The organism is Catellatospora bangladeshensis, assembly GCF_016862575.1.
In the GTDB taxonomy this organism is placed as follows: domain Bacteria; phylum Actinomycetota; class Actinomycetes; order Mycobacteriales; family Micromonosporaceae; genus Catellatospora; species Catellatospora bangladeshensis.
The window spans coordinates 115670-142410 of record NZ_BONF01000028.1 but is presented as its reverse complement, the minus strand read 5'-3'; the positions used below and the strand labels follow the sequence as shown (position 1 = coordinate 142410).

16 protein-coding genes are annotated in these 26741 nt (G+C 70.9%); 3 read left to right on the top strand and 13 right to left on the bottom strand.

Translation table 11 applies throughout. The features are described 5' to 3' along the window. Positions 1-179: 179 nt before the first annotated feature. Positions 180-320: a hypothetical protein gene (locus Cba03nite_RS23485; protein WP_239125968.1), complete on the top strand. Its 141-nt coding sequence runs from the start codon at positions 180-182 to the stop codon at positions 318-320. 122 nt (positions 321-442) lie between these two features. Next, positions 443-1363: a LysR family transcriptional regulator gene (locus tag Cba03nite_RS23480; protein WP_203750080.1), complete on the top strand. Its 921-nt coding sequence runs from the start codon at positions 443-445 to the stop codon at positions 1361-1363. A gap of 35 nt (positions 1364-1398) precedes the next feature. Here Cba03nite_RS23480 and Cba03nite_RS23475 read toward each other — a convergent pair whose 3' ends face one another. The 3 genes from Cba03nite_RS23475 to Cba03nite_RS23465 all read right to left on the bottom strand — a co-directional run bounded on the left by Cba03nite_RS23475 (position 1399) and on the right by Cba03nite_RS23465 (position 3920). After that, a complete protein-coding gene (locus tag Cba03nite_RS23475; RefSeq protein WP_203750077.1) occupies positions 1399-1881 on the bottom strand; it encodes a GNAT family N-acetyltransferase in 483 nt (160 codons plus the stop codon). 10 nt (positions 1882-1891) lie between these two features. Further along, positions 1892-2311: a VOC family protein gene (locus Cba03nite_RS23470; protein ID WP_203750075.1), complete on the bottom strand. Its 420-nt coding sequence runs from the start codon at positions 2309-2311 to the stop codon at positions 1892-1894. Between the two features lie 151 nt (positions 2312-2462). Continuing rightward, entirely contained in the window at positions 2463-3920 is a 1458-nt protein-coding gene (locus Cba03nite_RS23465; RefSeq protein WP_239125967.1) for an MDR family MFS transporter, read from the bottom strand. Between the two features lie 363 nt (positions 3921-4283). Here Cba03nite_RS23465 and Cba03nite_RS23460 point away from each other — a divergent pair, with 363 nt between their 5' ends. Then, positions 4284-5147, top strand: coding sequence for a hypothetical protein (locus tag Cba03nite_RS23460; RefSeq protein WP_203750071.1), 864 nt, complete (start codon positions 4284-4286; stop codon positions 5145-5147). A 72-nt stretch (positions 5148-5219) separates the two neighbouring features. On the opposite strand, the gene Cba03nite_RS23455 is transcribed toward Cba03nite_RS23460, so the two are convergent. The 10 genes from Cba03nite_RS23455 to Cba03nite_RS23410 all read right to left on the bottom strand — a co-directional run bounded on the left by Cba03nite_RS23455 (position 5220) and on the right by Cba03nite_RS23410 (position 26477). After that, positions 5220-10775, bottom strand: coding sequence for an RHS repeat domain-containing protein (locus tag Cba03nite_RS23455; RefSeq protein WP_203750069.1), 5556 nt, complete (start codon positions 10773-10775; stop codon positions 5220-5222). 464 nt (positions 10776-11239) lie between these two features. Further along, complete coding sequence (locus tag Cba03nite_RS23450; RefSeq protein WP_203750067.1) at positions 11240-12856, bottom strand: hypothetical protein; 1617 nt, start codon at positions 12854-12856, stop codon at positions 11240-11242. Positions 12857-13102: 246 nt separating this feature from the next. Then, positions 13103-16771: a M4 family metallopeptidase gene (locus tag Cba03nite_RS23445; RefSeq protein ID WP_203750065.1), complete on the bottom strand. Its 3669-nt coding sequence runs from the start codon at positions 16769-16771 to the stop codon at positions 13103-13105. Positions 16772-17079: 308 nt separating this feature from the next. Continuing rightward, complete coding sequence (locus Cba03nite_RS23440; protein ID WP_203750061.1) at positions 17080-18654, bottom strand: S1 family peptidase; 1575 nt, start codon at positions 18652-18654, stop codon at positions 17080-17082. A 114-nt stretch (positions 18655-18768) separates the two neighbouring features. After that, positions 18769-20307 carry a sugar transferase gene (locus Cba03nite_RS23435; RefSeq protein ID WP_203750058.1) on the bottom strand — a complete coding sequence of 513 codons (1539 nt, stop codon included), beginning with the start codon at positions 20305-20307 and terminating at the stop codon, positions 18769-18771. Between the two features lie 134 nt (positions 20308-20441). Then, positions 20442-21563: an endo-1,4-beta-xylanase gene (locus tag Cba03nite_RS23430; RefSeq protein ID WP_203750055.1), complete on the bottom strand. Its 1122-nt coding sequence runs from the start codon at positions 21561-21563 to the stop codon at positions 20442-20444. A 76-nt stretch (positions 21564-21639) separates the two neighbouring features. Next, on the bottom strand, positions 21640-22809 hold the full coding sequence (locus tag Cba03nite_RS23425; RefSeq protein ID WP_203750052.1) for a polysaccharide pyruvyl transferase family protein: 1170 nt from the start codon (positions 22807-22809) through the stop codon (positions 21640-21642). Next, complete coding sequence (locus Cba03nite_RS23420) at positions 22809-24179, bottom strand: oligosaccharide flippase family protein (protein ID WP_203750048.1); 1371 nt, start codon at positions 24177-24179, stop codon at positions 22809-22811. Before Cba03nite_RS23420 ends, Cba03nite_RS23425 begins: the two co-directional genes overlap by 1 nt. Beyond that, on the bottom strand, positions 24160-25056 hold the full coding sequence (locus Cba03nite_RS23415) for a glycosyltransferase (RefSeq protein WP_203750045.1): 897 nt from the start codon (positions 25054-25056) through the stop codon (positions 24160-24162). The genes Cba03nite_RS23420 and Cba03nite_RS23415 overlap by 20 nt, the downstream gene beginning before the upstream one ends. Next, positions 25053-26477 carry a hypothetical protein gene (locus Cba03nite_RS23410; protein ID WP_203750042.1) on the bottom strand — a complete coding sequence of 475 codons (1425 nt, stop codon included), beginning with the start codon at positions 26475-26477 and terminating at the stop codon, positions 25053-25055. Before Cba03nite_RS23410 ends, Cba03nite_RS23415 begins: the two co-directional genes overlap by 4 nt. Positions 26478-26741 lie beyond the last annotated feature (264 nt).

Here is a 26741-nt window from a genome sequence, read left to right as displayed (position 1 = left end):
GCGCCCTCCCCGCCGGGAGGGCGCTCCGCCGCACTGTTCAGTCCCGTGGTTAAACCTGATTGTGACCAGATTCATCCGATCGAGTGTGCACGATCGTCATCTGACGGTGGCACCCTCTTCGGGTGACTGGATTTCTGAGCCGCGGACAGCGGCGGGGACTGTGGGCCGCGTTCTTGCTGATGGCAGCGTATGCGCCGTTCACCGCCTGGCTGTCTGATGACGACACCTGGTTCCTGAGCATCGTCGTCGCGGGCCTGGTCGCCACGGTGCTGATCGCCGACGACGCGCAGCGCAACTCCCGCCGCGTCAGCCGCGACTGATCCCCCGGCGCGAACCGGGCGGGCTCGGCCGGCGCCGGCTCCACCCAGCTCCCATGGCCGGTAGCATCCATGACCTGGATCCGGATGGTCCATGAACTGAGTGTCATGCGGCGGGAGAATGCGTGGAGCTGCGCGACATCGAGATCTTCTTGACGCTCGCCGAGGAGCTGCACTTCGGCCGGACCGCCGAGCGGCTGCACGTCTCTCAGGCGCGGGTGAGCCAGGCGATCAAGGTGCAGGAACGCCGGATCGGCGGGACGCTGTTCGAGCGCACCAGCCGCGCCGTGACTTTGACGCCGCTGGGCGAGCAGCTGCGAGACGATCTCCGTGCGGGGTATGACGCGATCCGCAAGGGCCTGGCACGCGCGTCCGAGTCGACCCGGGGTATGGCCGGGACGGTACGGCTCGGTGTCATGGGGGTCGTCGGACACGAGATCCGCGACGTGATCGGCAGGTTCACGGCCGGCAGTCCGGGATGCGACGTGGCGACGCGGGAGATCCTGTTCAGCGATCCGTTCGCGGCGCTGCGCTCAGGCGAGCTCGATCTGATCCTGGTCTGGCGGCAGGTGCGCGAACCCGACCTGACCGAGGGGCCCGTGCTGCTCACCGAGGGCCGGCTGATGGGCGTGTGGGCCGGTCACGAGCTGGCCGGCCGCGGCGCGGTGTCGATGGAGGACTTCGCCGGGCGCACGGTCGTCGACCCCGCGCCGCCCGCGCCCGGCTACTGGACCGAGGCGATGCTGCCGCGGTTAACGCCGAGCGGGCAGCCGGTGCCCCGCGGACCGGTAGTCACGACGTTCCACGAGGTGCTGACCCAGGTGGCGGCGGGCCGGTGCGTCACACCCATGAACGAGCACGGGCTGCACTACTTCTCCCACCCGGGCGTGGTGTGGGTGCCGATCCACGACGCGCCGGTCACCGAGTGGGCGCTGGTATGGCGTACCGGCGACCTGCATCCGCGGGCTCAGGCTTTCGTCGAGGTGGCGGCGGCGTCGGGGCCCCGGGTCTATGCCGCGCCTCGCGACGGCGCCGCCGGGCACTGACGCCGCCGCCGTCGAGGCGAGGTCCCCGCGATCCGTCAGGCCGCGGGGGCGGTGGTCTCGTAGTAGCGCAGGCGGTCGTCGGAGCGGGTCTGGCGCATGCCCGCCTTCTCCATCACCCGCTGCGAGCCGACGTTCCCGTGGGCCGTGTCGGCGATCGCCCGGCGCACCCGGCCGGTGCTGAACGCATACCGCAGCAGGCCGCGCAGCGCCTCCGTGGCATAGCCGCGCCCCTCGGCCTCGGGCGCCACCCCGTAGCCCAGCTCGACCACACCGTCGGCGTCCGGCGGGCCGAAGAAGCCGATACCGCCGACGACCAGCCCACTGTCGCGCGCCACGATCTGCAGCGGGCCGAACGGCGGCTCGGCCGCCGGGTGGGCCAGCGCCATCCGGGCCACGTCCTGGTCGTCCTCGCGCGGGTAACCCGCCGACCAGGCCTGTCCGGCCCGTTCCCCGGCCACCACCTGCTCGGCCTGCTCGCGGGTCAGCGGTTGCAGCCGCAGCCGCTCGGTTTCGATCATCACGGCCACCTCAGGCGCCGAACCCGTTGTCGGCCAGCCACCGCGGATCCGGCGCGACCGACTGCAGCACCTCGACCAGCAGCCCGTCCGGTCCGGCGAGCTGGAACCGGCGCTGCCCCCACGGCTCGGTGACCGGCGGCAGGACCACCTCCAGCCCGGCGGCCGACAGGCGGGCGTGTTCGGCGTCGACATCGGCCACCAGGAACGCCAGCAGCGTGCCGGCCACCGTCCGGCCACGGGTCGCCTCCGGCCACGACGCGTGGTCGCGCTGGACGAAGTCCAGGCTCAGGTTCGGGTGCTCGGCGTGCTGGGTGTTGACGTACCAGCCCAGGTCGACCCCGACCACGAACCCGAAATGCTCGGCGAACCACGCCGCGCTCGCGGCCGGCGACTCCGCCGCGACCGCCATGCCGACCAACGTGAACTTCATGCGTACCTCCTGGCGCGAACCACGATCATGTGACGACTCCACGATCGCGGCCGGGCCGGCGCCGATCAACGGCGAACCCCGCAAAGGCGGATAACCGCTGTGTTATCGGCGCTGCGGCCCGGCCCGGCCTGCCGCCGGATCCGCGCTGCTCTCAGTGGCCGTGCCCCACGCCCGCGGCGCTGCTGTCCGCCCTCGCCGGGAGGAGCAGCGCGGTGATGATCACGGCGACGGACAGCACCACGCCGATCACGAACGCCAGCCGCATGCCGTCGAGGCTGGCGGCCGCGGCGGCGACGCCCTCCGCCTTCAGCGACTCGGCTCGCGCGCTCATCACCGTGACCACGAGCGCGGTGCCGAAGGCGGCCGCCACCTGCTGCAAGGTGCCCAGGATCGAGCTGCCGTGGGCGTACAGGTGCGGCGGGACCGCCCCGAGCCCCAGCGTGAAGACCGGCGTGAAGGTCGCGGCAAGGCCGATCATCAGCAGCGCGTGCAGCGCGAGGAGCTGCCAGTACGGCATGGTCATCGAGACCTGGGTGAAGCCGGCGAGCGACAGGCTGATCGCGATCGCGCCGGGGACGACCAGCACCCGGCCGCCGAACCGGTCGAACAGGCGGCCCACGGTCGGCCCGAGCAGGCCCATGGCGAGGCTGCCGGGCATGACGAGCAGCCCGGCCTGCAGGGCGCTGAGCCCGCGAAGGTTCTGCAGGTACAGCGGCAGCAGGATCATCGAGCCGAGCATCGCCATGAAGGCGACCGACATCAGGATGAGCGCGACGGTGTACGTGCGGTGCTTGAGCGTCCGCAGGTCCATCAGCGGCGATCCGTGCCTCTGCAGCGACAGCTGGCGGAAGACGAAGACCGCGATGGCGGCCAGCCCGGCCGCGACGATGCCGGCGGCGAGGCCGATGTTGCCGCCCTGGAATCGGCTGAGCCCGTAGACCAGGCCGCCGAAGCCGAGCGCGGCCAGCGCCACGCTGAACCAGTCGATCGTGCTGACCTCGGGCTCGCCGACGTTCTGGAGCTGCTTCAGGCCGCCCCAGGTGATCACGGCGGCGATGGGGAGCACCACGGCGAACAGCAGGCGCCAGGACCCGAAGTTGAGGATCACGCCGGACAGCGCCGGGCCCATCGCGGGCGCGACGGAGATCGCCAGGCTGACGTTGCCCATCACCCTGCCCCGGTCCCGCTCGGCCACCACGTGCATCAGCGTGGTCATCAGCAGCGGCATCATCACCGCGGTGCCCGACGCCTGGATGATGCGGGCGGCGAGGAGCACCTCGAAGCTCGGCGCGACGATGGCCGACGCGGTGCCGAGCAGGAACAGGCCCATCGCCGTGGCGTACGCGCCGCGGGTGGACACGCGCTGCAGGAACCAGCCGGTGATCGGGATCACTGCGGCCATGGTCAGCATGAACGCGGTCGAGAGCCATTGCGCGGTCTGTTCTGTGATCTTCAACGCGTCCATCAGGTTCGGGATCGCGTTGATCATGATCGTCTCATTGAGGATGACGATGAACGTGGCCAGCACGAGCAGCCGGACCACGGGCGGCGTGCCACCTGAGATCGGGGTCGCGGACTTGGCGGGTGAGTCGAGCAGCTGGCTGGGCACGGTACCTCGATCGGGTTGTGGGGGGAGTGAGCGGGCAGGGCCGGTGGACCTGGCGGCGGTCGTCGTCATACCAACACTGACCGGTCGCACCGACAAAACTCATCGCAGCGACCCACACTGCAGCAAGTTCCGAGAAACATCACCCGGTTTAACCAGCCGTTGACCCGTCCGGGTGACGACGCCTGAGCGGCCGGAGCCGCGCCGGAGGCGCGGGGGTGGATGACGCGGCCATGACGCCACGCTGACGGGCGCCTGCGAACCTCTGCGGGCGAGGCACCCGGCCTCGTCAGCTGCGAAGGGACACCCATGACCGGCACATCCAGACCGCATGTCCGTCGGCGCCGCGCCTTCCTGACGAGCGGGTTGGCCCTCGCCGCCATCCTGGCCACCACGCTCACGGCCGTGCCCGCCCAGGCCGTGTCCGGCATCACCGACGTGACCGACGACACCGCCTCCTTCAACTTCGGTCCGGCGACGAGCAAGACTGAGCGGGCCACCTGCCCGTCCGGCACCCGGGTCATCGGCGGGGGCGGCGGGGTGCTCGGCAGCCAGATCAACGACGGCCTCGTCATCACCCAGATGCAGCCGGTCAGGCCGCTGTACGGGGAGGACTTCTACGAGGTCACCGTGAACGATCCGACCGGCGCGCTCGACGACTGGGGCGCCCGCGCGACCGCCATCTGCGCGCCCGCGCTGGCCAACATGACGATCGCCTACGGGTACACGGTGTCATCGAGCGCCTCGGTGCAGCTGGCGACCGCGACCTGCACCAACGGCCGCAAGGTCGTCGGCAGCGGCGCGACCGTGTACAACGCCTACGGCCACGCCGGCCTGCAGGTCATGCGGGCCTCGACCGACGGCACCCGGGTCTACGCGCAGGCGCACGAGGAACCCGGCGGCTACAGCGGGGACTGGAGCATCTGGGCCTGGGCCGTATGCGCCACCGCACCGGCCGGCTACGAGATCGTCATGACCCCGAGCCCGCAGGACGACTCGGAGTCGACGAAGAACGCGACAGCGGCATGCCCGCCCGGCAAGGCGCTGCTCAGTGCGGGCGCCGCGGCGTCGTTCTCGGCTCCCGCCGAGGTCGCGCTGCAGTTCGCGCACGCGTACGCGTACGGCGGCGGCGGAGTGCTGCCCGACAAGACCGACGCGTTCGTCGCGGAGAACGCGCCGACCTCGGCCGACTGGGACTTCATCGTCGGCCAGAGCATCTGCGCCAGCTGACCGCGGACGGCGTCGCAGGGTGCGGGGCGGCCCCGAAGGGACCGCCCCGCACCACTCACCTCAGGCGGACGCTCAGCTCGTCGCCCACGACAGGATGTCGTCGGTGTTGAGCGGGTTCAGCGCGTACGCGTTCCACTGCTCCGGGTCGGTCAGATCCCGCAACGGGTCGACCGAGATGAACCGGCCCGTGGTGGGGTCGTACTCCCGCTCGCCGAGGTGGATCAGGCCGCTGTCGTCGCTGGTCCCGCCGTTGTAGCCCTGGGTGCCCTTCCATCCGGAGACCGGGGCGCCACGCAGCTGGCCGTAGGGCATGCTGCGCTGACGCACGATGCTCAGGGTGCTCGGGTCGATCTGGGCGACCGTGGTGCCGTTGTGGTCGGCGAAGATCCACCGCAGTCCGGTGCTGTCCCGGACCGCGACGCCGTCGTAGTACCGGTTGCCCAGCGGGTTGGCCGTGCCGATCTTCACCAGCTCGGTGCCGTCGGGCAGGTACAGGACCTTCTTGTTCGGGCTGCTGGCGACGAGCCGGTTGCCCATCGTGTCGTAGATGTAGGTGGTGGTGACACCGCCTTCCACGACCGTGCTGAGACGTCCTTCGGCATTCCAGGTGAGCGTCTGGGTGGTGCCGCTCGGAGTGGTCCGGCTGGTGGTGTTGCCGGCCGCGTCGTAGCTGAAGGTGCGGGTCGGCCCGGCTTTGGGACCGCTCCCCGTGATCGTCTTGACCTGGTGCGGGGCTACCGACCCGGCGGCACCCACGGTGTCCGTCCAGGTGGTGTCCCCGGCAGCCGGGTCCTTGTCGGTCTCGGTGAGCCGGTTGCCCAGGGCGTTGTGGGTCCACTGCCGCCAGTACGGCTCGGGCCCGCCACGCTGCGCGGTGGTGCACGAGCCGGGCAGCTGCGTCCAGGCCTCGCTCAGCCGCTGCTGGGCGTCGTAGCGGAAGCACTCCTGCTGCTCGGCCACGGCGTTGACGGTGCTGCGGATCGACGTGAGGACGCCCGCCGGGTTGTAGAGGTACTCGTCGTTGGCGAGCTTCGAGTTCCCGTAGTCGCCCGCGACACCGGGGGTCTCCGTGTTGAGCAGGATGCTCGACATGCGCCGGCCCGCGGTGTTGTAGTTGGTCTGGAGGCGGACGTGCTTTCCGGCGCCGCCCAGGAACCGGTGGTAGACCAGCCCGTCGAACTGGTAGATGGTGTTGTCCAGGTAGATCGCCTGGCTCTCGTTGGTGGTCAGACCCTTGTACAGGCCGGTGATCGCGTTGTACTGCCGCGTCACCGTCTCCTGCGGCAGGCCGCCGACACCCGGGAAGGTCTGGGTGTTCAGGTCACCGTTGATGTTGTAGGTGTAGTTGGTGGCGTAGGTCAGCGTCGCTCCGCCCGTGCCGAACCCGGGCACCGTGTAGGTGGCCGACAGCGGCCGGTAGCCGTCGTCGTAGCCCGTGATGGTCTGGACGTAGCTCTGCCCGCCCTCGTACCGGGTGGCCGAGACCAGCTTGCCCCGCGCCGCGCCGTCATACGTCCACGACGCCCGGAGGTTACCGGTGGCCGAGTCCTCCCGCAGGTGGGTGGTCCGGCCCAGGCCGTCGTAGGTGTAGTGGAGCGACTTGTTGCGGCCGTCGGTCGCGGACAGCACCTGGCCGGCCGCGTCGTAGGTGAAGTTCGAGGTGCCGGCGTCCGGGTCCACGGCCTGGGTCTTACGGCCCAGCAGGTCGTAGGTGTAGCTCCAGATGTTGTTCGCGGTGTCCTTGACCTGGGTCAGCTGACCGAGCCGGTCGTAGCCGAAGGTCGTGGTCGCCGCGACCGCACCCGCCGGGGTGCCGTCGGAGTGCTGGCGCAGCTCGGTCACCAGGCCACGCACATCCTTGAAGGTGGTGGTGGCGGTGCCGCCGGACGGCGGGGTGACACTGATCTTCTTTTCGCCGTCGTAGGCGGTGACGGTCTGCCACAGCTGGCTCGCCGTGGTGCCGTTGCCGGACCATTCCTGCTCGTTGGTGACCCGGCCCAGGTTGTCGTAGACGTAGCGGGTCTGCTTCTTGGCGTTCTGGTCGTCGACCCCGCGCAGCGTCCCCGAGGGCGCCTCCGCCGCGTACAGCATGGTGGTCTTCTCGACCTTGCCGATGCCGTTGTAGACGGTGTCCTCGATCTTGGAACCGCCGGTGGTCGCGGACAGCGTCTGCTTCTGCCGCGGCCGCAGCAGGCCGTCGAAGATCTCGAACGACTGCAGCTGCTGCCCGTTGGGCATGAGCGTCTTGGTCGTCACCGTCGCCGGCGCGCCGAGGTTGTAGACGTGCTCGATATCGGGGACGACACCGGAGGTGCCGCCGTTGGCCCGGTTGTTCTGCCACATCTTGGCCAACCGGCCGTCCGCGTTGTACGAGGCCAGAATCACCTTGCCGTTGACGTCGATCACCGCGGTCGGCCGGCCGTTGCGGACGTCGAGGTTGATCGCCGTGTCCCAGCGCTGGCCGTTGGTCGACGGGCCGGTGACGGTCTTCTTGGTGACCGGGCCGCCGGTGACCGGGGTGTAGGCCGTGGTGACCTGCCGGTCCAGGGCGTCGAAGGAGTCCAGGACCCGTCCGTAGCCGTCATAGGTGGACCGCTGGGTCTGCTGGAAGTCGCCGGCCACCAGCGGGTAGGCCGTGACCGCCTTCGTGCCCTGCTCCAGCGTCGGCAGGCCGCGAGTCGGCTCCGCCCCGTAGACCAGGCCGTCGTACTGGGTCCGCGACGCCTTGAGCACCGACTGCGCGGTGGGCGTGGCGGCGCAGTCGGTGGTCCACTCCTGCTTCTTCAGGCCGATCAGCCACTTGGTCGTGTTGGCCGTGGCGTACTCGGTCATGGTGCAGTTGTCGTCGGTGGAGACGGCGGTGTCACCCTCGTCGGTCACCTTGGTCGGCAGGCCGTAGGTGCCCTCGAAGTCGGTGCGCACCCTGCTCTCCCGCTGCGACCCGTCGGCCATCTTGGTCAGCCGCCGCAGCTCGGTCTCCCGGATGCGAGCGGCGTAGATGGTCGGGTTGGGCGCCGCGAAGGCCAGTGAGCCGGTGGCCGTGACGGAGTAGATGTGCCACTCCGACGACGTCCAGTTCGTCCGCCCCGCGTTGACCGGCCCATCGAAGGTCCTGATCCGGGCGATCCTGCCGGTCAGCGACTCCTTGTCCGGCCGGGCGCCGTCGACGTCGTCGATGAGGTTGACCTGCCGGGTCCCCCAGCCGCCGGCGGCGGTCCAGTCACCGTGCAGCCCTCGATAGAACAGCGTTTCGAAGACCTCCTGGGGACCGTTGCCCGAGGAGTCGGAGTGGGTGGTGGTGACCGTCGGGTAGCCGGCCCAGCGCGACCAGGTCCGCAACCACGTCGGGGTGTGCCACGCCTGGTCGTGCTTCCACAACGTGGTGGCCGACGACCCCAGCGTGCTGTAGCCGTACTGCCAGCGCTCCGTCCGGCCGCCCGCCACGTAGTCGGTGGAGGTGACGTCGTTGACGACGTACTTGTGCCACCACGACAGCCCGTTGTTGTTCTGCGCGTAGCAGCGCTTCGGGTTGAAGTCGACCTCGGTCGGCAGGGTGGAAGCGGTGCAGTCCTGGGCCGAGTAGGTCACCTGCGTCATCGCGCCGGTCCCGTTGTCGACCTGCGAGAGCCGCCAGTGCTTCATCTCCGGCTTGCCCGTGCCGTAGTCGACCCGGTTGGCCAGGTCCGTGCCGGCCAGGACGATCGGGTTGACGAACCCGGGGCGGGTCAGCTGGCTGAGCCACAGCGACGGCGACGTGCCGTCGGAGTGGGTCGGGTAGGTGTGCGTGAGCTGCCACTGGTTGACCGTGCCCCAGGTGCCCGAGCCCGGCTGGAACACCTGGGTCTCGATGGACGCGAGCCGGTAGAGGTTGAAGAACGTCGGCGTGAACTGCGCACAGGTGGTGACGCCCACGGCACAGAACTGGTCCCACGGGGTGTCCGGCCAGTTCACCCAGTTGGCGGGGGTGGCCGGGTTGCAGGTCGTGGTGGTGCCGGTGCAGCGGGTGGACGCGTTGAACTGCACCCGGCCGGTGTGTGCGCTGCCGATGGTCAGGTTCGCGCCGTAGACCGCCGCGGTCAGCCGGCTGCCGTGGTCGTACGGGTACACGGTGGCGCCGTTGTTGCCGCCGTAGCTGCCGCGATCGCGGTACCACTCGTAGTCGATGACGTTGTCGTGGACGTCCACGACCCGGTCCAGGTTCCACCGGTACGGCATCTGGCAGTGCGAGGCCGCGAAGCCGCTGCTGCTGTAGCAGGGCTCACCGGCGTTGTTGCCGTACACCTCGACCGACAGCGGGCCGCCGTACTTGCCGGTCGAGTCGCCGCCGTTGTTCGGCCCGCCGGCGCGCTTGGACCCGAAGAAGTAGCGGGTGCCGTCCGGGGTGGTCACCCTGAAGGACTCGCCGTCACGGACGCCGTTGTCGAGTCCGGTCACCCGCTCGACCTTCCAGCCCAGCGAGTCGTCCTCGGCCTTCCAGCCGGTGTCCGCGGCGATGAGCCGGGTCGTCGTCCCGTTGAGGGACAGCGTCACCGGCGAGGTGGCCACCCAGCACAGGTCGCCGCCGGTGTAGGAGACACCGTCGTTGCGGCACAGCCGGTAGGCCCGCTCCACGTATCCGGGGTGGTAGTCCCAGCCTTCGCCGACCCAGGAGGCCTGGGTGTTCTTCGAGCTGGTCAACCCGTCGATTCTGGCCGAGGAGTAGGTCAGCTCGACCTCCGGCTCCAGCCCACCCGGCGCGGGCGCCAGCTGGACCGGCACCTTGTAGGTGAAGTCACCCGCCACCGAGCCGGCCGACCAGCCGTTCTCGTCCGCGTACGGGGTCGCGGCCCAGTCGCCGGTCTGCGACAGCGGCGTGGCCGACCAGTCGCCGGTGGCCGCGGACTCGCCGGCCATCACGGCCAGCACGATCGGCTGGCCGGCGGCGGCGGTCATCGTGGCGCCGGCGCCGGCAGCGGCGGCGGACGCCGTGCCGAGGTCGACGGTGGTCGAGACCAGGTCGGTGGCGATGCTGTTGACGCCCTGCGGAACCTGCGTCCGGCAGGAGGCGACCGTCGGGGTCGTCACCGCGCACGCCGGCATCGCGACCAGCCGCAGCCGGTCGCCGTAGTTCGCCCCGAACGCCCGGGCGAAGGCGCTGTAATTCACCGCCACCTGCAACATGGCCGGCGAGGAGAACGTCGAGCTGGTCGACAGCGACAGCATCACGCCGCGCAGGCCCAGCGACTGCGATGCCGTCTGGGCGTAAGTGGAGATGGTCAGCGTTCCCGAGAGGGACGCCTGGGCCTGGACCCGCTGACCCTTCATGACCCGCTTCTCCATCTCCGCCTCGCTGAGCGAGGTGGGCACGGTCACCGTGATGGGCAGTCCACCGGGCGACACCGTGCTGGCGATTCCCATGTCGCCGCTCATCGTCGACGCGAGCGCGCCGCTTCCGAGATTCACCACCGCCGAACCGGCGACCGGCCACGCCGGCGCCGACGGCGCCGACCATTGCGGCATGGTCGTCACCTGCGGGGCCTGATAGGGCAACGGCGACGTGGAGACGGGCTGCTCCGGGGGCTGGCCGTCGACGGCCAGCGCCGCGGATGGGGAGACACCCACCACGAACCCGGCTGCCAGCACCGACACCACACCGACGTTTAACCAGGCACGTCTATGCGTCAACGAACCAAGACGTTCGCGCACCGATCCTCCCGAATCGATTGACGGAAATCACCAAAAGCGTGATGAGGCTATGGCATAACCGACGATGCCGAGCCCTCCGAAAATCGATCGGCCGGGCCCTTCGTCGACCGACCAATCCCGACAGTGACGGTGAATGTCGGCTTTGGACCCGACGTTCGGCATGAACGCTCCCCGGGAGGGGCTGAGCCCTCCCGGGGATCACCGACAGTGATTAATCACAATTTGATAACAGCATGTTTGTAACGGTTGAGCTTGCTTTCACAGCTGACCGGCGGCTACCTGCGAGCGGGCAGTCGCCGAATCTCATTACTGAGCGTTATCCCAATACGGCAGAGCGCTAACATGCGGACGCTCCCCCGGCCGGCGGGTTCGGACCGACTCGATCTCATCGCCCCCGCGCGGGCCGGTCAGGCGCAGCTGTAGCCTTCGTAGTTCTCGTCGCGGACGGTCTGGCCGCCGGGCACGGTCATGGTCACCACCCACTGCACGGTCCCCACGTTCGGCGAGGAGTCGGGACCCACCGCGACGGTGGTCGAACCGCTGAACGAGGAGCCGCCCCCGGAAAGCGAGAAGTTCTGCATCGAACCGCTCGGCCCGCCCTGCCCGCGCGGGCTGACGCCGGGCGGCGGATCGCTCACCGTGACGTTGACCGAGATCCGGACCCGCCACTGCCCGCCCTCTCTGCTGCAGGTGGTGCCGCCCGTGCCGCTCAGCGCCGTGTTGTAGGTGCGGGCCGGCGAGTTGCTGGGCTTGGGCCCCTGCGTGGTCGGCTGCCCGCCGGACTGCGGCCCCTGCGTGGTCGGCTGCGCGCCGGGCTGCGGCCCCTGCGTGGTCGGCTGCCCGCTCGGACCGGTCGGCGGCGGCACGCTGCTCCCGGGAACGACCACCGCCGACTCACTCGGCAGGTCCCCACCGGGCACGGTCGCACCGGCGGACCTGTCGGGCGGCGGCGCGGCGGCGGCGTTGCCGCCGGGCACCTGCCCTTCGCCGCCGCCACCGATCACCATCCAGCCGATGACCGTGACGCCGAGCAGGGCGGACAGTCCCACCGCGACCGGAAGCGGCAGCGGCAGCTTGGGCCTCCGGTCGGCCCGGCCGGTCGACCGCGAGGCGGAACCGCGGACGCGCGGTCGCTCGCGCCGCACCTGGCGGCCGTCGCGGGCCTCCTCGTGCCGCACGGGCCGCTCGTCGTCCCGGCGCCCGGCGCCGTCGTCCTCGCCGTCGTCGTCCCTGTCGGCGAGCCGGTGCAGGCCCGCCCGCGCGCCGCGGCTGCGTCGCCCGTGGGACGCCTGCGGCGCGTCCTCCGCGTAGCTCCGCGTGTCGGCCGGCCCGGCCTCCACATCGGGCTCGTCATAGCCGCCGCGCGCGTACTCCGGCACGACGTCGTACGGCTGTCGGGCAGACCACGGCTCGACAACGTGATCAACGTCGACGTGCGCATCCTGCCCGGTCCGGTAGGGCTGCGGGCCCTCCTCGTACCGCTCGTCCGCGTCGGGGGGCAGGCCGGCCTCGTCGTACACCGCTGCCGCACGAGGTTCTCCGTACGCCTCGTCGGCGACCGGGACGTGGCCCACTCCGTAGGGCGCCGGAACCACGTGGGGCTCCGCGGGTTCGCGATCGTCCTCGGTCGCGTAGGTCCGCCCGTTGTCGTACGGCGCCTCGGGCTCGTACTCCGGCCAGGGCTCCTGATCAGGGTCGTAGGGGGTCCGGGACTCCAGGCGCCACAACGCCTCCGCCCAGTACTTGACCTCGCGGTCGTTGAGGCCGATGGCGCGTACCAACGCCACGACCAGCCTCTCGTCCGGCAGGGTGTCCCGGCTCAAGGCCGCGGCGAGGGCCTTCTCCGGCAGCACATAGCCCTTGGACCTGGCGACTTCCTCGATCTCCGGCATTGACAGCCCGGACGCTTCGACGAACGCGCCGAGCAGGGCGACGTACTCGGCAGCGGTTTGCGCAGTGGCAGGGTCGGGTCGGCCGTCGTCGTCCGTGAAACCGTAAAGCGCGCGCTCTTCATCTGGGCGCAAGGCTTCCTCCCCCGACGGCCAATCAAATCGCGAGGAGAGTACAGCCCGTGCGGCTCGGCCATCAACAGTTGCCGACCGGAAACCTCCCACCAGGGAGAATCGTCACACCACAGTGGATCCAAACTGGAGTCAACACCGGTGAGACATTCTTCTGTGTGATTGTAACGGTCACCCCGGGTGACAATCACCGCGCCATAAGAAGAACGGGCCCACCGAGTGGCGGGCCCGTTCGCTGTCATCTGCTCGTCAGCCGAGGCCGCCGCCGAAGTTCGCCGACGCCATACCTCCGCCGATCATGCCGCCCTGGCTGAACGCCTGGTTACCCGTCGCCGTGACCGTCAGCAGGTGAACCGTTCCCTGGTCGACATAGGTCGGGGTGTCCTCGAAAGGAACACCGACGATCAGGTCGAACTTGGTGCTGTTACGGATCTTCGTCGCGAGCAGCACCGACCCGAACTGGTCACCCGCCTCGGCGGTCTCCGGCACCCCGCCCGCACCCTGTCGCCAGAGCGTGCCGCCGGTCACCAGCCCACCGGCCGAACCGGGCAGGGTGAACACCACACCCGCGTCGGTCACCGTGTCGAGGTCCTCGCTCGGTGCCGCCACCGCGACGTCGGCCTTGCCGTCGGCGTTCAGGTCGCCGACCGCGACCGTCGCGCCGAAGCGGTCGCCCGCCTCGGCGGTCTCCGGAACGAGCACGTGGCCCTGGTAGAGCACCTGGCTCGACGTGCTGGTCAGCCCGGCCGCGGCACCGCGGAACAGCAGGATCGAGCCGGTGTCGGCGCTCGTGCCGACGTCCTCGCCCGGCACCCCGACCACGAGGTCGGCCTTGCCGTCGCCGGTCACGTCACCGGCGCCCAGTGCGAAGCCGAACTGGTCCCCGGCCTCACTGGTCTCCGTCAGGCCCGCGGTGTTCTCGCTGAACACCTGCGACCCGGTGCCGGTGATGCCGGTCGCCGAGCCCAGCAGGATCGTCACCGAACCCGCCCCGGCCTCAGCGCCGATGCCCTCGCCGGGAGCGCCGACAGCGAGGTCGGTGCGCCCGTCGCCGTTGAAGTCGCCCGCGGCGAGCGCCGCGCCGAACAGGTCGCCGTCCTCGGCGGTGTCCGGAACGCCGGCCGCGCCCTGGGTGAACCAGTTGGCGGTGGCGGCGGTGACGACGAGCCTGTTCGTCGAGCCGTAGAGCACCTTCACGCCGCCGCGGTTGCCGGAGTTGCCCGGCGCGCCGACGGCGATGTCGCCGAAGCCGTCGCCGTTGAAGTCACCGGCGGCGACCGCCGCGCCGAAGCGGTGCGGGCCCGTGCCCGGAACGGCCGCCGAGGCCGCGATGGAGGCGGACCCCTGGGCGGTCAGACCCCACACCGTTCCCCGCAGCAGGGTGAGCGCGCCCTCGTTGGCCGGGCTGCCGGGCGAACCCGCCGCGATGTCGGCGAACCCGTCGGCGTCGACGTCCGCGGTCGCGACCGCGGCGCCGAAGTTGCCGTTGGTGGCCGAGTTGCCCGCGACGTAGGCGTTGTCCTGGCTGTAGAGCTGGTTGCCCAGCGTGTCCAGGCCGGAGGTGCTGCCCCAGACCGTACGGATGTCGCCGCCGCCGGGCTGGCCGGAGACCGAACGGCCGGGCTCGCCGATCGCCAGGTCGCCGTAGCCGTCGCCGTTGATGTCGTTGGTCAGCGGGCGCCTGCCCGAGCAGGTGTAGACCCGCAGGTTGTCGATCCACCAGCCGTACGCCGCGGTGATCGCGTCGACGCCGTCGGTCTTGATCTCGAACCGCAGTTTGACCTTCTGGCCCGCGTAGGCGGTCAGGTCCACCCGGCTGGAGGTCCAGCCGCGGCTGTCGCCGCTGAAGAACCCGCCCCCACCTGTGGCGAGGGTCTTGTTCGGCCCGTTGACCCAGCCGGTGGTGAGCGCCGTCCAGGCGGACGTGCCCTCGGTCTGGATCAGCACGCGCCCGCCGTCGTAGAAGCCCGCCGGGTTGAGGCCGTCGGCGTACGTGTAGTCGAAGGCGTACAGGTGGTTGAAGTGGGCGTACACCGGGCCCGCGGCGGGCAGCTGCAGGTAGGCGCTGCGCTCGACCCAGTGCGTCGAGGCGGCGTCGTCCGGATACGGCTCCGGGATGTAGAGCGCGTTGCCCGCCGAGTGGCTCGGGCGCACGCTGCCGTCGATCGAGGCGTTGCCCGACTCCGACCAGCCTGTGAAGAGGGTGCTGCTGGCCGGCCAGTTGAAGTTGTCCCAGAGGACGTTGGTGCTGGCCGCCGGGGCGGTGCAGCGCGGCGCCTGCGGGAGGTACCCGTCCACCACCGGCGGGGTCGACATCTTGGTCGCGCCCGTGGCGTAGAGCGTGGACGTGCAGTGGGCCTGCGTGATACCCAGCGAGGTGTCCTTGGTCAGGTTGATGCAGGCCTGGTGCAGCGCGTACGCGAGATCGGTGTAGTCCGATCCCGAGGTCAGCAGGCTCTGCGCCGCCAGCCAGATCCGCGCCGTCTTGCCGACGTCACCGATCGGGCTGATCGTGAACCCGCCGAATGTGCCACCCTCGGTCATCAGGTAGGCCGTCTTGTTGCCCACCCCGCTGTTGATGTGCACACCCGCGTTGTCGTACGGCTCCGAGTTCCACAGCGGGCTGTCGGTGGAGTCGGGCTGGCCCAGCAGCGTCGGGTTGGCCATGTTGCGGATCGCGCCGCCGGAGAGGTCCTCGGCGAGCTGCCACTTGGCCCCGGCGCTGTCGTCGCCTGCGGGCGGGCCGGCGTGGAGCTGGTCGAACGCCTCGCCCAGCACATCCGAGATCGACTCGTTGATCGCGCCGGACTGGCTGTAGTACAGCAGCTTCGACGTGTACTGGGTCACCCCGTGGGTGAACTCGTGGCCCACGACGTCGTCCGCCGACGCGTAGCCGGCGCCGTAGGTCATCTGCGCGCCGTCCCAGAACGCGTTCGCGTACGGGCAGGCCAGCCCGCTCGGGCAGAAGTTCACCGCGGAGACCAGGTCCATGCCGGCGTTGTCGATGCTGTTGCGGCCCAGGGTCGTCAGGAAGTCCCGGAACGCGCCCGACAGGTCGTACGCGGCGTCGACGTCGGCGACACCGGTCGCGGCCTGGCCCTCGACCCGGGCGACGGGGCCGCTCGCGCTCAGGCAGACGTTCGTCGCCGACGTGACGTTGTCGAAGTCGCAGACGGTCCGGGCGCCGTTGGCGTGGGCGGTCTGCGAGAAGCTGAGCGCGACCCGGCCGTCCTCGGCGTCGACGAGCACGTACCGCCGGATCTCGCGGTCGGCCGTGCTGCGAACCTCGACCTGCCAGACGGCCCGGGCACCCCGGACGTCGGACGCGCCGACGAGCGCCGGGTCGTACGCCGACAGGACGGGCTCGGATGCCGTCAGCGTCGTCGCCGGCACCTTGTCCGCCTTGGCCGTCGCCGCGATGGCCGTGGCCTGCGCGGAGGCGGCGGTGGCCGTGGCGGTGGCGTTGAACGCCGCGGCCGCGGTGGCCTCGCCGTTCATGCCGATGAGGCTGCCGTCGTCGTCGATCTGCACGTTCAGCTCGCCGCCGATGACCGGAAGCCCTTCACGGGTCTGCTGGAAGCGCAGGACCTTGGCGCCACCCTGGGTCTCGGCGCGGACGAGGCCGAGCTCGCGCTCGGCGTCCTGGACACCGAAGAGGCCGGCGTAGCGGCGCAGGTGCGAACGGGCGGCGTCCTCGGGCGAGGTGGTCGAGCGCCCGGCGAGCGGGCTGGCCCGGATGGTCTTCCCGGCGGCGGGGCCGACCGAGCGGACCCGGCCGGTGACGTCCCGCGAGACGGTGCCGGAGTCCGGCGCCGGCTCAGCCGTGGCTGGGGCTGGCGCCACCAGGCCGGCCGACACGAGCGCCGAGGAGAGGAGAATGGTCAGCCGCCTGGCGGCAGAGCATCGGAGCGCGGTCAAGAAGAACCCCCGGGTAGTGAGGTGACCGAGGGACCGTACTGGGCCAGGGGCAAACTTGTGGATTTACCTATGCTCGGATGAATTCCGCTGAGGCTCCGGGTTCAGGGGGTTGGACAGTGGAAATGACCGTCCGTTGTGGACAGATAGCGGAGCATCTGTGATCAGTACCACTTATACGTCGCTGGACTTGACGACGAACGCAATGCTGTGCCGGTCCCCCGACGGGCATGGGCAGACCCGCCGGCGGAGCGGCCCATGCGGGCAACGTCACGACGGATACGTCACGGCACCTTCCGAAGCGTGGCCGCTCACGGCCGCGTCGGACCCCATGGGTTGGCCGGCGGCGGGCCGGCGGCGTCACGGCCGGCGTTCGGGTCGGCCGGCGGCACGCCGGCGGGGCCCTGGGCCGCGGGGTCGGCGGCGGGCGGGAGCACGGCCTGGTTCCCGTACGGCGGTGGCGGGATCTGGCTCGCCGTCGGCTGCTGGTCCGCGGGGACCGGCGGGTGCGGGGTCGGCACGTGCTCCGGAGCCGGGATCATGACCGCCCCCTGCTCCCCGTTCTGGCCCGGCCACCATGTGCCGGGCTGGGCCGAGTAGGGCTGCGCCGAGTAGGGCTGCGCCGAGGTCGGCGCCCACGGGTTCGCCGAAACCGGCATGAGGCTGTCGGGGCCGTATCCGGGCCGCCGGCGGCGCCGCAGCAGCAGGGCGAAGACGACCCCGGCCGCACCCAGCACCAGCGCGCCGGCGACGGCCGCGACCACGGGGCTGAAGAGGGGGTTCGGCGCGTCGTCGGACGCGCCGCCCTCGATCGCGAGCCGCTCGGCCGCCTGCTGGCGGTAGCTGGCGGCAAGGCTGTTGGCGGGCGACGCGCTCAGCGTCTTGTCGAACTGGCTGATCGCCTCCTGGTAGCGCCCGCCGAAGTAGGCGTCGAGCCCCGCCCGGTATGCCTGGTCGGCCGGGCCGAGGGTGTTGGCGACGTTCACGCTGTCCAGCAGCGACTTGATCGTCGTCGAGTCGGTGATCAGGCGGTTCCGCTTGTCTCCCCGAATCGTCGCGTTGATCATGCCGACCACGCGCCCGGCCGAGTCGAACACGGGCCCGCCGTGGCTGTTGCCGCCGAGGTCGGCGTCCATGCGGTAGCGCGGAGCGGGGCCGGACTTGTCCGTTCCGGCGATCTTGCTGGTACCCGTGCGCACGGTGTACGTCCCCGATACGGCATCGGCGTCGCCGGTGCCGTAGCCGGCGGTGAAGAAGCTAGCCGACGGGTTGATCTCGAAGTTGTCCGCGAGCAGGACCGGGAGGTTGTCCGCGGCCAGCTTCACCAGCGCCAGGTCGCTCTCGTCCACCTTGGTCGCGGTGACCACCTCGCCGCGGAGCGCCGGCTGCTGTTCCAGCCCCGCGGTCGCGATGCCGAGCTGGCCCCAGAGCAGCCCGCGGACGTTGGCCTCGTCGGCGACGCTGGTGAACGTGGCGGTCGACACGACCTGGGCGGCGTAGCTGTCCACCTTGTTGGCGGCCAGCGCCTTCTGCCGGACCTTGGCCCAGGCCAGCGAGTACGCGGCCGTCCACACGACCGATTCCGGGGTGGGATCCGCGCAGTGGCCGCTGGTGACGACCCAGCCGTTCGCGCTCACCACGAACCCGCTGCACCGGAAGCTGGCGACGACCGGCTCGTCGGACAGCGCCTTGCCGCTGGTGCGGTCCCGGAAGTAACCCTTGTACCGGCCCTCCAGGAAGACCAGGGACGGCGTGACGATCGCGTTCGCCCGCTCCTCCAGCGAATACTCCGGAGCGGCGGCTGACGCTGGAGCCGGCACCAGCACGAGCACCGTCGCCGCCAGCAGAGCACCCAGGGAGCGCGTCGACGCCGCGCGCAAGGCCATATCGATCTCCGGGAGGGATGAGGGGTCCGGCAGAGGGATCTGTCGCAGGGTATTACACCCGGCGCCGGGCGGGCTCGCCCTGCCGAAGTGGGGCCGGACACATCGGACCGGAAATCAGTAGGCGCCCCGGCTGGCCAGCACGACACTGACGGTGCGCCACAGGATACCCAGGTCGTAGGCCAGCGACCAGTTGTCCACGTAGTACAGGTCGAGCCGGACGGCCTCCTCCCAGCTGAGGTCGGACCGTCCCGAGACCTGCCAGAGGCCGGTGATGCCCGGGCGCACCAGCAGGCGGCGGCGCACGTCGCCCTGGTAGGCGTCGTCCTCGGTGGGCAGCGGGCGCGGGCCCACCAGCGACATCTGCCCCATCAGCACGTTGACCAGCTGCGGAAGCTCGTCGACGGACCGCGCGCGCAGCCAGCGCCCGATGCGGGTGATCCGCGGATCATCCTTGATCTTGAAGAGGAGCCCGTCGCTCTCGTTCTGCTCGCGCAGCGCTTCCAGCCGCTGCTCCGCGTCGACGTACATGGTCCGGAACTTCCAGACCCGGAACGCCTTGCCCTGGTAGCCGATCCGGGTCTGCCGGAAGATCGCCGGGCCGCCGTCGGTGAGCCGGATCGCGACCGCGACGGCGATCAGGAAGGGGCTCATCAGCAGCAGGCCGAGCAGCGCGCAGGTCCGGTCCAGCAGGCCCTTGGTTAGCAGCGCCAGGCCCGAGATGGTCGGCTCCTCCACGTTCAGCAGCGGCAGACCCTCCACCGGCCGGACGTGGATGCGCGGGCCGGTCACGTCGGTCACCTGCGGGACCACCACCAGGTCCAGGCCGGTCCCCTCCAGCTGCCAGGCCAGCTTGCGCAGCTCGTACGACTCCAGGCTGGCCGGACCGCACACGGCGATCGTGTCCGCGGCGATCTCCCGGACCAGCGGCACCAGCTCCCAGCCGACGTACACGGGGATCGGGGCCTCCACCTTCTCGTCCGCCCGCGGGTAGGCGGGCAGGTGGATCGCGACCGGCCGCAGGCCCGCGGCCGGGTTGCGGGTCGCCACCGAGTACACGGCCATGGCGTCGGAGATCGTGCCCACCAGCAGCATCCGCTGCGACGCGCGCTTGCCCGAACGGCGCCGCCGGTGCAGCAGCAGCCGGGCCACGAACCGCCCGAGCAGGGTGTAGACCAGCATCGCGATGATCACGACGACCACCGTCATGCGGGACAGGTCCTTCTTGAACGCGAACGCCAGGAACGACACGGTGGCCGCCATGGCCAGCGTGGCCCGCAGCACCCGGGTCAGCTCCTCGGTGCCGATGCCCAGCGCCCGCCGACGGTAGGCACCGCACGACCACAGCAGCAGCACCCAGCCGACCGGCACCCCGATGTTGGCCACCAGCAGGAACACGCTGAGCTGACCCCCCAGCGCGGGGTCGTCCCGGAAACCCGCGTCGGCCTTCTCGAACAGGCCGATCGCGGTGCTGCCCGCGGCCAGCGCGGCGAGCAGGTCGAGCAGCACGAGCCACGCCACATAAGGCCGGTGCCAGGTCGCCCGGGGCGCCTCCGAACGCGCGAAGACCGACCGCGGCATGCCGTTCGCCGGCGGGACGATCACCCCGAGCTCGGGGTCGAACTCGGGCCGCTGCCCGTCCGACAGGATCGGCATGGCCCTGGTCTCCATGGTCACTGTCGCGCCTCCCATGTGTCCCGATCGCGGCACTCGCACCATCGCGGTGAGCACTGTATGCAATCCACCCGGAGCCGCCTAGAGGCGGTGGGCCCCAACGGCCGTCCGGGACCTCACGGGGAGGCGCTCGCGATGACACGGCGCTGCGTGAGCAGCGTGCGCAGCGCTGTGTACGCCGGTTTGGCGGCGAAGCCGGAGTCGTAGAGGCACGCCGCCCCGTAGCCGCGGTGGTAACCCGGAATCCAGCTGAACGCGTCGGTGAAGCCCCACACCGTGAACGACACGCACGCCGGCTGGTCCAGGCACATCTGCAGGACCCGCCGGTAGACGCCGGCCTGCTGCTCCAGCTTCTTCTCGGTCACCGGCAGCCGGACCCGGACGTCGAGTTCGGTGACGGCCAGCCGCAGGCCCGCCTTGGCGAAGCGGCCCAGGTTCTGCTCCATCCCCGGCGGCATCGTGTCCGCACGCAGGTGGGCCTGGAACCCCACCCCGTGCACCGGAACGCCCGCGGCGCGCAGCCTGCCCACCAGCCGGTAGAGCGCGTCGGCCTTGGCGCCACGGCCCTCCGCGCCGTAATCGTTGATGAACAGCACCGCCTGCGGGTCGGCGGCATGCGCCCAGCGGAAGGCGTCGGCGACGTAGTCCGGGCCCAGCTCGCGCAGCCAGACCGTGTCCCGCATCGACCCGTCGTCGGCGAGCACCTCGTTGACCACGTCCCAGGCCCAGACCTTGCCGCGGTAGCGGGACACCACCGTGGTGATGTGCTCACGCAGCAGCTCGCGCAGCTCCTCCCGCGATCCGTCTCGCGGCAGCCAGGCGGGCAGATCCGTGTGCCACACCAGCGTGTGCCCGTAGACGGACTGCCCGTTGGCGACGGCGAACTCGACCAGGCGGTCGCTGGACGCCCAGTCGTACTGCCCCCGCCTGGGTTCGAGCTGACCCCACTTCATCGCGCTCTCGGCGGTGACCGCGCTGAACTCCCGCGCCAGCACCTTGCGGTAGGCCTCGTGGGTGTTCAGCGCCTTCACGTCGACGGCTGCGCCGACCCGCAGGTGCTGGGGGGCGAACGTCCGCAGTGCCGGCTCACGCGGCGACGGGGACGGCGACGGCGGCACCGCCGCCGGGTGCGCGTCCGGTCTGCCGGTGGCGAGGACTACCGCGACGGCCGCGACGACGAGCACCAGGCACCCCGCGAAGATGTTCGCGGCCCGGTCGGTGCGCAGGAAGCGGTTCACAGTCGACCGCCTCTCCTCTGGTACGACGGCTGCCCGGATGTCAGGCGCCACGGTAGCAACGGACCATCCGGCTGGATCACGAGCGGCGAACCGCCCACGGGGCGGCGGTGAAGTTGAGCCGGGCCCGGTGCGCGAACTCCTCGCGGGCCAGCGCGGGTAGCCGGCCCGCGTCGAGGCTCGCGGCGAGCGCGGCCACCACCGCGTCCGGGCGGTCGGGGACCCGGCCGAGCCGCAGCTGCGCCGGCTGCCCCAGCTCGTCCAGCAGGTGCTCGCACTTGGGCTGGTAGGGAACCAGCACCAACGGGACGCCCGCGACGTAGGAGAAGATCGCCCCGTGCAGGCGCATGTGCAGGCCGACATGGCAGTCCTTCATCGCCTGCCAGGTGGCTCGCACGCCGTCCGCGGCCGTCACCACCCGCACGTCGCACAGCCCCTCCAGCGCCTGGCGCAGCCGCTCACTGACCCGCACGTCGCCGTGCACCGGGTGGGTGTTGAAGACGAAGATCGTCACGTCCGCGGCCTCCTTGCGCACGAACTCGCGCACGCCCTCGATCAGGACGTCCTCGCGCTGCTGCGCCTCCCGGCCGGCCGCCTCGTAGTCGATGCCGAGCAGCGTCACTCCCAGGCGCGGCCGCACGCCCTGGGCAGGCCGGGCGATCGGCGGCAGCTCCTCGCCGAGCGCCTCGGGCAGCAGCCCGGCCAGGTCCCCTGCGGCCACCACCTGCCCGGTGTACCCGGCCTGGCGCAGCAGCTCCACCGACGCCTGGTCGCGGACGCCGATGTAGTCGATGGTCTTGATGACCTCGGTGAGCCGCTTCCGGGAGGCGGGGTCGAGGAACGGGCCGATGGACACCCCGACCGCGGCCAGCGGCCGCGACGACGCGCGCGACACCAGGGAGTACAGCCGCTTCTCGCTCAGCGGCCCCATCTCCCGGAAGACCGAGCCGCCGCCGAACAGCACCATCGAGGCTTCGCGCAGCAGGCTCGCCCTGCTCAGCAGCGAGCCGACGCGGTTCTTCAGACCGTGCTCGTCCTGATACCACTTCGCGTCGATGCGGGTCCGGTCCGCGGGCAGGTCGACGATCGGGGGCGCGGCGAAGATCGGCCGCTCGGCGCCCCAGTACTCGGTCAGGGCCCGGTCGAGCACCACGCAGAAGGCGTTGTCGCCCACGTTCTGCATGCCGTAGTAGCCCACCACCAGCGGATTCTTCGCCGCCGCCCGGATACCGCCCTCGTCGGTGCGCACTAGCCGTCCCTCATCAGTCGCTTGCGGATCTGTGCCCAGCCCGGCACGTCGGCACCGGCGACCACGTGCCGGACGACCTCCTGCCAGAACAGGATGAGCAGGGCCGCCTCGGCCACCACCGTGGTGATCGCGCCGCCCGTCGTCCCGTACAGCGGCAGCGTCACCGCCAGCCCGGCCACGTAGACCAGAGCCGCGATGCCCTGGTAGACGACCTTGCGCCGGAGCAGCCCGCCGCTGGTCAGCAGGGAGGCGACACCCGCACCGGCGAAGCGCAGCGGGATCGCCGCCGCGATGACGGCCATGATGACGGCCGACTCCTGGTACTGCTCGCCGAACACGAGCGGGATGGCGAACCAGCCGCCCACCGCGACGATCGCGGCGACGAGCACGCCGAACGTGATCATGCCGGTCGAGCCGATCCGGTAGGCCATCAGGATCGCCTCGTTGTCCGAGCGCGCCCAGCGGTGCAGTTTGCCCAGCAGGAACTGCTGGAAGACCACGCGGGGAATCAGGTAGACGGCCGCCAGCACGCTCATCGGCACGGCCATGAGCGCCGCCGACTCACGGCTCAGGAACTCGCCGATCACCACCGTGCCGCCGTTCATGCCCAGCAGGTAGAACACGTTGCCCAGCACGAACGGCGTCGCGGCCGCGGCCAGCGCCCCCCACCGCGGCGGCACGGGCGACCCGGCCTCGACCAGGCCATGCCCCTCCAGCCGCGTACGCCCGCGCCAGAACGGCCGGATGGCCGGCACGCAGGTCACGACCGTCAGCAGCGCGACGGCCGCGTAGCCCAGCGCCACGCCGGACACCGGCAGCGGCAGCCACCAGGCCAGCCCGACCACGGCGATCCGGCCCAGCTGCGGGAGCAACTGGAGCACCGCGACGGCGGTGTACCGGCCCTGCAGTTGCAGCACCGACGCCGCGACGGCGGCCGCCGACTGGGCGAGCACCACGGAGGCGAGCATGATCCGCACCGCCCCGTGGGTCGTCCCCGCGCCCTCCAGCAGCCCCCAGCCGGCCAGGACCGCGGACAGCGCCACGCTGCCGCCCAGCACCATCCACAGCGAGCGCCGGACCCAGCCGAACGCGCCCGCGCCCTCCCGGCCGAACACCTGCAGCCACAGCTCGGGCACCCCGGCCACGGCGATCGGAGCGGTCACCGAGATCAGCGAGAGCACCGTCATCAGGAACCCGAACTCGGCGAGCGGCAGCACCCGGGCGAGGACGACCTGCGTGCCGAACGCCGCCAGCGTGACACCGGCCTGGCTCAGCGCCAGCACGCCGAGGCTCAGGGCGGTGCGGCGCAGCCGGGTGTGGGGCGGCGCCGACGACGGCGCGCCCGCCTCGTCAGCGACCGATGCTGACAAGCCACTTTCCGATCTCGCTCATCGCCCGCAGCAGTTTGATCATCGAGCGGCGGAACAGCTTGTTACGCGGCCCGTACGTCTCGATCAGCGAGAACCAGATCCCCAGGCCGTCCAGCCGGTTACGGGTGATGTTGCCGTCGTGGCGGCGGAAGACGATGATCGGGTGCGCCAGGTGCCGGGGGTGCACCCCGGCCCGCAGCGCCCGCAGCATCAGCTCGATGTCCTCGAAGATGTGCAGCGACTCGTCGTAGTGGCCGATCTCCTCGAGCAGCTTGCGCTCGATCGTGGTGCCGGAGTGCTTGAACGGCAGCCGCGGCCGGGTGAGCACGCCCATGAGCATGCCGTGTGCGGACGGGTACTCGGGCAGCCGGATGCGCTTGCGCGACCCGCTGGGGTAGAGCTCCTCGTAGTCGGCGTACACCCAGCGCGTGCCGGTGCTGTTGATGAGGCGGTCCAGGTGCAGCAGCGCGTCCGGGCCGAGCTCGTCGTCGGAGTCCAGCACGGTGATGTAGCGGCCCGCGGCGGCCCGCAGCCCGGCGTTGCGCGCGGGCGCGATGCCGGTGGGCGGCTGCCGGATGACCCGGATCCGGCTGTCGAAGAGCACATCCGCCTCGGCCAGCACGTCGGTGACCGGGATCTGCGAGCCGTCGTCGACGATCATGATCTCGAAGTCGGTGAACCGGTTGGTCAGGACGCTCTCGACGGCCTTCACCAGCAGCACCGGCCGGTCGCGCACCACGATGCAGACCGAGAACGTCGGGCTCACCGGGACAGGCTCGGCCTCCTGCGGCAGGTGCTCCGCGAACGGGGGCGGCTCAGCCGGGCGCGGCCGCGGAACAGCGGGGTACGACTGGCGCGTAGGCAGCTCGGTGCTCATGCCGGGTCCGTGTTCTCGGTGCGGGTCATGGCGGCGGCGGCGGCCCTGCCGCCGTGCAGCGCGAGAATCAGCAGGTGGCAGAACAGGAACAACCACACGAAGTACGGATAGGACGACGGTTTCTGGGTCAGCCCGAAGACGAACATCGTGACGTACAGCACGACGAGCGTGTGGCGGCCGGTCCGGTCGCACTGGCGGGCCGTGAACCGGAACAGCGCGACGAACGCCGCCAGCACTGCGGCCACGCCCACGGCGCCCCAGGTGACAGCGATCCGGATCAGGTCGTTGTGCATGTCCCAGGGCTCGTATCCGAAGCCGAACAGCCAAACGTCGGGCGTCGCCTTGCCGAACACCGCGATCACGTCGCCCCAGATCGCGCCCCGCCCATGCATGAACTCGTCGGAGCGGAAGTCCAGCGAGCCCACCTCGGTGAAGGTCACCACGACCCGCGACCAGATGGCGGCGCCCCACAGCCAGGCCGCGAAGCCGGCCACGACCAGCACCACGGCGCTCGTGACGCCGACGGTCCGCCGGCTGATCGCGGCACCGCGGGCAGCCTGGACGAGCCGGCCCAGCCGAGGCACCTCGAAGGCCGCGATGATGATCGCGAGGCACACCAGCGTCAGCCGGTGCAGGCTGACCGCGCCGGTGGCCGTGAACAGCCCGATGAGCGCGTACCGGGCAACCCGGGTCAGCGGCAGGTGGTCGCGCAGGATGTACAGCATCAGCACCGCGAAGATCAGCACCCGGCCCAGCGACATCGGGTGGTAGTAGCCCCCCGACGCGCGCCCGATGAAGCCCTGCGGGAGCTGGAAGAAGAACGAGTACGGGACCACCCCGGCCACCTGCAGCCAGGCGATCAAACTGTGTACCAGGGCGCCGGCGACCACGAACACGACCACCAGCCGCAGCAGGCTGACGGGGAACCATGCCTGCCGCCGGACCATGACCGCGATCAGCAGCAGCGGCGCGAACCCGGTAACCATGCGCAGGGCCTCGGTGAGGATGCCCGAGTCCGGCGAGACGTACCCGCCGTAGATCGACGTGCGGCGGTCGTCGAACAGCGCCAGCAGGTCGGCGCGACCCGACCTGGCGGCGTACGCGAACACCGACAGCAGCGCGACCACGCCGATGGCGAGGATCGCGATCACCAGTGCACGGGGCAGCCGGCGCAGGTCCGCGACCGTGAGGGCGAACGCCACCCCCATCGCGAGGGCGCCGGCGACGGTCAGCACGACACCGAGGTCGATGACGTCCGCGGCGACCTTCTCACTGAAGACGTCGAACAGCGGCTTCAGCGCGACCAGCGTCATCGCGATCATCACCGCGAACCACGCCACCCGCTCCCCGCGGTGGCGGGTAGGCGGAGCGATCGGCACGCCGAGGAGATCCGGCTGCCGCGTGGCGACGTGTCCGCTCACCAGACGACTGCAACAGAAGCTACGTGCGCGAACACATCATCCGCGACGACGAGCCTGCCGCGACAGGCATGATCCGCATAAGAGCCTGCTTCAGCGGTCCCTCGCGGAAGATCGACCAACGTGTCCATTTTGCCTCCACTTCCACTTAGGACCGCATCCCGTGCCAGGAAAAACGATCAGACGATAACAGCTCCCGCCGCAGTCCGCGCGCCCAGATCAGCAAGATCACAATCCACGCACGACACATTCGATCACCGATCGACA